This is a genomic window from Prosthecobacter sp., from assembly GCF_049294395.1.
Lineage (GTDB): Bacteria > Verrucomicrobiota > Verrucomicrobiia > Verrucomicrobiales > Verrucomicrobiaceae > Prosthecobacter.
Genome location: NZ_JBAQCR010000265.1, coordinates 1 through 6,696, shown reverse-complemented (window position 1 = coordinate 6,696; position 6,696 = coordinate 1). Strand labels below are relative to the sequence as shown.

Sequence of the window (6,696 nt, the reverse complement as noted above, 5' to 3'; positions counted from 1 at the left end):
GACTACACCCTCCTCACCGGCGGCGTCGCTGTCGTCGGTGACACGATTGAATACTTCGTCGTCGCGCAGGATGCCTCGGACAATCTCGGCTCCAGCCCGGCCTTCGCCACCGCCTCGTCGAATCCGCCTGTGCCAAATGTGAATGCGCATGGTGCTGTGAACAGCTTCACCATCGTTCCTGTGCTCAGCGGCATCAAAACCGTGGGCGTCGGCGGTGATTATTCCAGTCTCAGCGGCGCAGGCGGCTTGTTCGAAGCGATCAATGGTGCCGTGCTCACCGGTGATCTGCTTGTCAGCCTCAGCAGTGATGTCAACGAAAACGGCAGCAGCAGCCTGAACTCGTGGATCGAAGAAGGGGCTGGCAACTACACACTCACCATCCAGCCGGACAGCGCGACGGTGCGGACGCTCTCCGGCGACGCTGCAAACGGGCTGATCACGCTCAACGGCGCGGACCATGTGATCATTGACGGCAGTTTTGGCGGTGGCGGACGCTACCTGACCTTCCGCAACATCGGTGTCGGGAGCACGATTCTCTTCACGAACGATGCTTGCGGCAACACCGTGCGTAACTGCATTGTGGAAGGAGCGGCACCTTACGCCGTTGTCGGAGTCATTGGCTTTGGGGCGGGCGTGATGACGGGAAATGACGACAATCTTATTACCGGCTGCCAGGTGCGCGATCTGAGCACCGCCGCCGGAGTGCCGCTGGTCTTGATCGGCTCCGTGGGCACTTCCGCCGCCGTGGCGAACTCCAACAACACGGTGGCCAACTGCGAGCTGTTCAACTTCATGCTCGACGGTATTTTCACCGGATCGCCAGGCAATGAAATGTGGACCGTCAGTGCAAACGAAATCCATGAGGCGGACGCAACGGCCCACGACGGTTATGGCATCTCCATGCAAAGTGCCGGAGCCAACATCATTGCGGGTAATTTCATTCACGATTTGCCGTCCACCTCGACGAGCGCCGGCATCTCTTTCTACGGCACCGGCCCCGGCACCACCACCATCGCCAGCAACCGCATCACCATGCTGGACGTGGACGGCGCTGAGTCCTTCGTTTCTGGGATCGTGCTGAACGGCGACGCCAATTTGGCGGTGAACGTGGTGAACAACCAGATCACACTCAGTCCTGCCTCGCCAGTCAGCGCCATTTTTTTGGGCATTGTGGATGACAGCGCGGTCGGCAGCGTGGTCAATGTCTTCTACAACAGCGTCGTCATCGGCGGTGTCGCAAACGGCGCCGCCAGTTCGTGGGCGGCACTTCGTGAGGCCGCCAGCACGCATACGGCGCGCAACAACCTGTTCCTCAATTTTCGCACCGGCGGAGGCGTGGGCCATTATGCCGTCGGCTGTCATTACGTCGGCGGCGGCTATACCCTGGGCAACAATGTTTATGCTGGGACCGGCACGACGTCGGCGAACTTCATGGACTATAGCAGCACGAACAACCCAGTCCCGATGGACTTCGTGGCCTGGCAGAGCACTGCTGGAGACAGCAACTCGCTGGCCGGCATCGCTGGCAGCGGCGATTACACGACGGCAATGTTTGTCAGCGCCGTCACCGGCGACCTGCATCTCCTCCCGGGTGGCAGTCCCTTGGTCAATGCCACCGGCATCCCCGTGGCAGGGGTAACCGATGATTACGATGGAGACCTGAGGTCGCTCACAACGCCCAGCATCGGTGCGGATGAAGCCGTTGCAGCCGCAGGCATCGCGAGCTGGCGACAGCAGTACTTCGGCATCACTACCAACACCGGAAACGCGGCAGACAGCTTCGACTTTGACAAGGACGGGCTGCCCAATCTCATCGAATGGGCCTGCAATCTCAACCCTACCACCGCCAGCCCTCCGCCTGCCGGCGCGGTGCGCAATGGCGCGAACCTTGAGTTTACCTACACTCGCAGCGTGGCGGCGCTGAATGCCGGTGCCGTCTTCACCGTGGAGTGGAGCGATACACTGGCCAATGACTGGCAGAGCACGGGAGTCAGCGAAGCCATCCTGTCCGACAACGGCAGCGTGCAGCAGGTAAAGGCGACGCTGCCCGCCGGCAGCGCCGGACACCGCTTCATGCATCTGAAGGTGACGGCTCCGCCTTGAGCTTCCGCATTGGAGCTGGAAGGCTTGCATCGCGGCGGAAAATCGGAGACCATTCTGTTGCTGTGACTCCCTCCAACCTCAGTCCCGCAGACCAGCAGCGGCTCGATGAGCTTTACGAGCGGCTGCGGGCGTGCAGCGCCCGCAATGTCGGATATCCGACGAACCAGGCATTTGATTACTCGGAGCTGTTCCGCTTTCTGCAATTCAGCATCAATAACGTGGGGGATCCCTTCCACCGCACGAACTACCGTCTCAACACGATGGAGTTTGAGCGCGAGGTGCTGACGGACTTCGCCCGCTTCACACGTGCTCCTGATGGTGAATGGTGGGGCTACGTGACCAGCGGTGGCACGGAGGGAAACATGTACGGCCTGTATGTGGCGCGTGAGCTGTTTCCTGATGGCATCTGCTACTTCAGCGAGGACACGCACTACAGCGTGGCCAAAGTCCTGCGCCTCCAGCACACGCGGAACATCATGATCAAAAGCCAGCCGGACGGCCAGATGGACTACGCCGACCTGCGTGAAACCCTGCGCATTCACCGCGATGTGCCGCCCATCCTTTTTGCCAACATCGGCACCACGATGAAGGGAGCAGTGGATGATCTGTCCAAGATCCGGGCCATCCTGGACGATCTCGCCATCCCCAATGCTTACATCCATGCGGATGCGGCGCTCAGCGGCATGATTCTGCCCTTCGTCGACAACCCGCAGCCATGGAACTTCGCCGATGGCGCGGACAGCATCTCCATCAGCGGCCACAAGATGCTCGGCTCTCCGGTGCCCTGCGGCGTGGTGATTGCCCGCAAGGCGCATGTGGACCGCATCGCCCGCTCAATCGAATACATCGGCGCGCTGGACACGACCATTGCTGGCTCCCGCAGTGCGTTTTCTCCGCTGCTGCTCTGGCACCGTCTGCGCACGCTTGGAGACGCCGGATTGCGGAATATGGTGCAAGCCTGTCTGGGGAATGCCGAATATGCCGTGGAGCAATTGTGCGCCCAGGGCATCGAATCCTGGCGGCACCCGAATTCCGTCACTGTTGTATTCCCAAAGCCGCCGCCGTCCATGATGGAGAAGTGGATCATCGCACCGCGCAAAAACATCGGCCACCTGATCGTCATGCCGCATGTGACCCGTGACATCATTGACGATTTTGTCGCAGATTTCGCCGCTGCACTGCAACCCGAGAAACAGAACCCGTCGCCATGAAACAGCTCACCGTCCTTGTGCCCAATGAGCTCGGCATCGCTGCCAGACTCACCGCCTGCCTGGCCGAACGAGGCATCAACATCGAGGAGATCGATGTCGAGAGCGTGGCGGACCACGGCATCGTCGTGCTCAGTGTGGACCGTTATGACGAGGCCCTGCGGGCGCTCAGCGATCATGGTTTCCGCGTCATCACCCAGGACACGTTGCTGGTGAGGCTGGAGGACAAGCCGGGGGCCTTGGCCGCCGTGGCCCTGCGGTTGAGGGATGCCGGATTGGACCTGCGTTCCATGCACATCCTGCGTCGCGAGGCATCCAGCACCACTGCCAGCCTCGTTTGTTCAGACAATGCCTTGGCTGCCGAGGTGCTGCGAGACGTGCTGGTGGTGGAGCCCCGGAGCTGAATCAATTCCGGTTTGGGTCGATCACAGCACTTGAGCATTGCCTGCCCCCTTCTAGTATTCATACCCGCCCCCATGTTTTTCCTCACCCCCCGCTACCTCAAGCATGCCAAGCTCCTGTACAAGGGCGTGACGCGCTTCATCAACTACAAGCGTGACATCCTGCCGCCGGCCAAGCTGGATGAGATCACGGCTTTGCGCAGCAGCCTGGAGGACGCCATGCGCGCCAGGGACAAGGCTCGCATCAGCGCCTTGAACGACGAGATCAACAAGGCCTGTGAAAAAGCGCTGCCACACGTGGAGCATTCGGACATCGGCGAAAATGTGGAGGTGTTCTTTGTCGCCATTGTCATCGCGCTGGGCATCCGCAGCTACATCGCGCAGCCGTTCAAGATTCCCACCGGCTCCATGCAGCCGACTCTTTATGGTCTGGTCGCGAATCATACGGAGCAGGATGTGACGCCGAATCTTTTTGTGCGGTGCAAGGACTGGGTGGCTGGTCGCAGCTACTACAATGTCCTGGCCACTCGTTCAGGTTTCCTGCGTAAAGACGGGCCTCCTCTCACAGAGCACAGCTACCTTGGCTTTTTCGCTCACTGCCGCCTGCATTTTGAAGATGGCGGCACGCAGTGGATCTGGGCGCCCATGCGGCAGCTGGCCACCGATCCGGATGGCTTTAATCTGGGCATGCAGCGTTACCTGAATCTCCCCGTCAGCGCAGACGGCCAGAACATCACCCCGGATGCGCGGGTGGAGCAAAAGCTCGGGGAATCAGGCGGGACTTATGTTACCGAAGGGCAGCTGCTGGCGCGCGGCACCCTGGACACCGGGGACCATGTGCTGGTGAACAAATTCGCCTACAACTTCCGCCGCCCCACCCGCGGCGAGGTGTTCGTCTTCACCACCAAGAACATTCGCAGCCCTTACATGCGGGTGAGCGTTGAGGAAGGCTCTCAGCATTACATCAAGCGTCTCGTGGGTGTTCCTGGAGACCGGCTCGAAGTCAAATCTCCCGAATTGTGGGTGAACGGCAAGCCCGCTGAGGAGTTTGGCATGAAGCGCGTGGGCGCCATGGAGGGCCTGTACAAAGGCTACGGCAACTTCGGCTTCCTTTCAGACGGCACTGTGCGCGAATTGATCAATCGTGACAACACCCGTGAATACTGGGCCATGGGCGACAACAGCTACAACAGTTCCGACAGCCGCTACTGGGGCTCCGTGCCAGAGCGCAATCTCGTCGGGCCCGGTTTGTTCTGCTACTTCCCACTGGGACGTAACTGGGGCTTGATCCGGTAGTCGTGTTGCTTTACGCGGGGGGCGTCCCCCCGCGTCGAAGACCAGTCTAGTCTTACAGACCTTCCTGGCGGAGGAAGTTCTCCACCCAGGTGATGTCGTACTGGCCGTTCTGGAAGTCGGAGGTGGTCATGATCTGGCTTTGCAGCGGGATCGTGGTCTTGATGCCTTCGACGGTGAATTCGCCAAGTGCACGGCGCATGCGGCGGATGGCGATCTCACGCGTGGCACCGGTAACGATGAGCTTGGCGATCATCGAATCATAATACGGCGGCACCGAGTAGCCGGAATAGACGTGGGTGTCCACACGGACGCCACGGCCACCGGAGGTGTACCACAGATTGATCTTGCCGGGGCTGGGGGCGAAGTTGCGGGCAGGATCTTCTGCATTGATGCGGCACTCAATGGCATGGCCACGAGGCTGGGCGTCCACCACGTGCTCGCTCAGCGGCAGGCCGGCGGCGATGCGGATCTGCTCCTTGATCAGGTCACAGCCGTACACTTCTTCCGTGATGGGATGCTCCACCTGGATGCGGGTGTTCATCTCCATGAAGTAGAAGTTCTCGCACTTGTTATCGACGAGGAACTCGATGGTGCCGCAGTTCTCGTAACCGATCTCCTTGCAGAGCTTCACCGTGGCTTCACCCATGCGCTTGCGCATTTCGGGGGAAATTTTTGGGGAAGGGCACTCTTCGATGATCTTCTGATTGCGGCGCTGCATGGAGCAGTCGCGCTCACCGAGGTGAACGACGTTGCCATGGGAGTCGGCCACGACCTGGAACTCGATGTGGTGAGGCTTTTCGACGAGCTTTTCCATGTACATGGAGCCGTCGCCGAAGCATTTCATGGCTTCCAAGGAAGCAGCCTGGAAGCTGGACCGCAGAGTGGCTTCATTGAGGACCGGGCGCATGCCGCGTCCGCCGCCACCGGCGCTGGCCTTGACCATGACGGGGTAGCCGATCTTGCGGGCCCATTCGAGGGCCTCTTCTTCTGTGTGAATGATGCCGTCAGAGCCGGGCGTGATGGGCATGCCTGCCTTCAGGGCCGTTTCACGCGCCACGTTCTTGTCACCCATCATGCTGATGACGCGGGCGGAAGGGCCGATGAACTTGATTTTGCACTGTGCGCAGACTTCGGCGAATTCAGCCTTCTCAGAGAGGAAGCCGTAGCCGGGGTGGATGGCGTCCACGTTGGCAATTTCCGCCGCACTGATGATGCGGCTCATTTTCAGGTAGCTCTCGGAGCTTGGACCAGGGCCAATGCAGATGGCTTCATCGGCCAGGTGAACGTGCATCGAATCGACATCGGCTTCGGAATAAACAGCGACGGTTTTGACGTCGAGTTCTTTACAGGCACGAATGACGCGGAGAGCGATTTCACCACGATTGGCAACGAGGACTTTTTTGAACATGAGTGATCAGAAGGTAGTGGAAGTCTGCTTGGCTGGACCGTCTGCAGGCCCGAATTTGCGGGCCCGGACGTCAAGACAGGGGCAGGGTGGGCAATCAGGCTTTCAACTCGAACAGGGGCTGGCCATACTGGACGGGCTTGCCGTCTTCCACGAGGACGCGGACAATGGTGCCACGGGTGTCAGCCTTGATTTCATTCATGACCTTCATGGCCTCAATGATGCAGACATTGCTGTTTTCACCCACGCTGTCGCCGACGTTGGCGATGGGTTTTTCTCCCGG

General features: G+C 60.0%; 5 protein-coding genes and 1 pseudogene. 4 read left to right on the top strand and 2 right to left on the bottom strand.

Annotated features, from left to right (window positions below):
- The 4 genes and pseudogenes from WAW39_RS18190 to lepB form a co-directional block, all read left to right on the top strand.
- Positions 1–2,103, top strand: a pseudogene (locus tag WAW39_RS18190) (hypothetical protein); the annotation flags it as partial.
- 62 nt (positions 2,104–2,165) lie between these two features.
- On the top strand, positions 2,166–3,314 hold the full coding sequence (locus WAW39_RS18185; protein WP_422320610.1) for a histidine decarboxylase: 1,149 nt from the start codon (positions 2,166–2,168) through the stop codon (positions 3,312–3,314).
- Positions 3,311–3,715 (top strand): ACT domain-containing protein, encoded by a 405-nt coding sequence (locus WAW39_RS18180; protein WP_422320609.1) that lies wholly within the window; start codon positions 3,311–3,313, stop codon positions 3,713–3,715. The genes WAW39_RS18185 and WAW39_RS18180 overlap by 4 nt, the downstream gene beginning before the upstream one ends.
- A gap of 72 nt (positions 3,716–3,787) precedes the next feature.
- Entirely contained in the window at positions 3,788–5,008 is a 1,221-nt protein-coding gene (lepB, locus tag WAW39_RS18175) for a signal peptidase I (protein WP_422320608.1), read from the top strand.
- 52 nt (positions 5,009–5,060) lie between these two features.
- Here lepB and accC read toward each other — a convergent pair whose 3' ends face one another.
- Together accC and WAW39_RS18165 are read right to left on the bottom strand one after the other, a co-directional pair.
- Positions 5,061–6,416 (bottom strand): acetyl-CoA carboxylase biotin carboxylase subunit, encoded by a 1,356-nt coding sequence (accC, locus tag WAW39_RS18170; protein WP_422320607.1) that lies wholly within the window; start codon positions 6,414–6,416, stop codon positions 5,061–5,063.
- A gap of 94 nt (positions 6,417–6,510) precedes the next feature.
- The coding region (locus WAW39_RS18165) for an acetyl-CoA carboxylase biotin carboxyl carrier protein (RefSeq protein WP_422320606.1) at positions 6,511–6,696 on the bottom strand (186 nt) is incomplete at its 5' end.

Excerpts from the sequence above, each read along its gene's own strand:
- lepB (WP_422320608.1), top strand. The coding sequence starts at position 3,788 with ATGTTTTTCCTCACCCCCCGCTACCTCAAGCATGCCAAGCTCCTGTAC.
- accC (WP_422320607.1), bottom strand. The coding sequence starts at position 6,416 with ATGTTCAAAAAAGTCCTCGTTGCCAATCGTGGTGAAATCGCTCTCCGC.
- WAW39_RS18180 (WP_422320609.1), top strand. The coding sequence starts at position 3,311 with ATGAAACAGCTCACCGTCCTTGTGCCCAATGAGCTCGGCATCGCTGCC.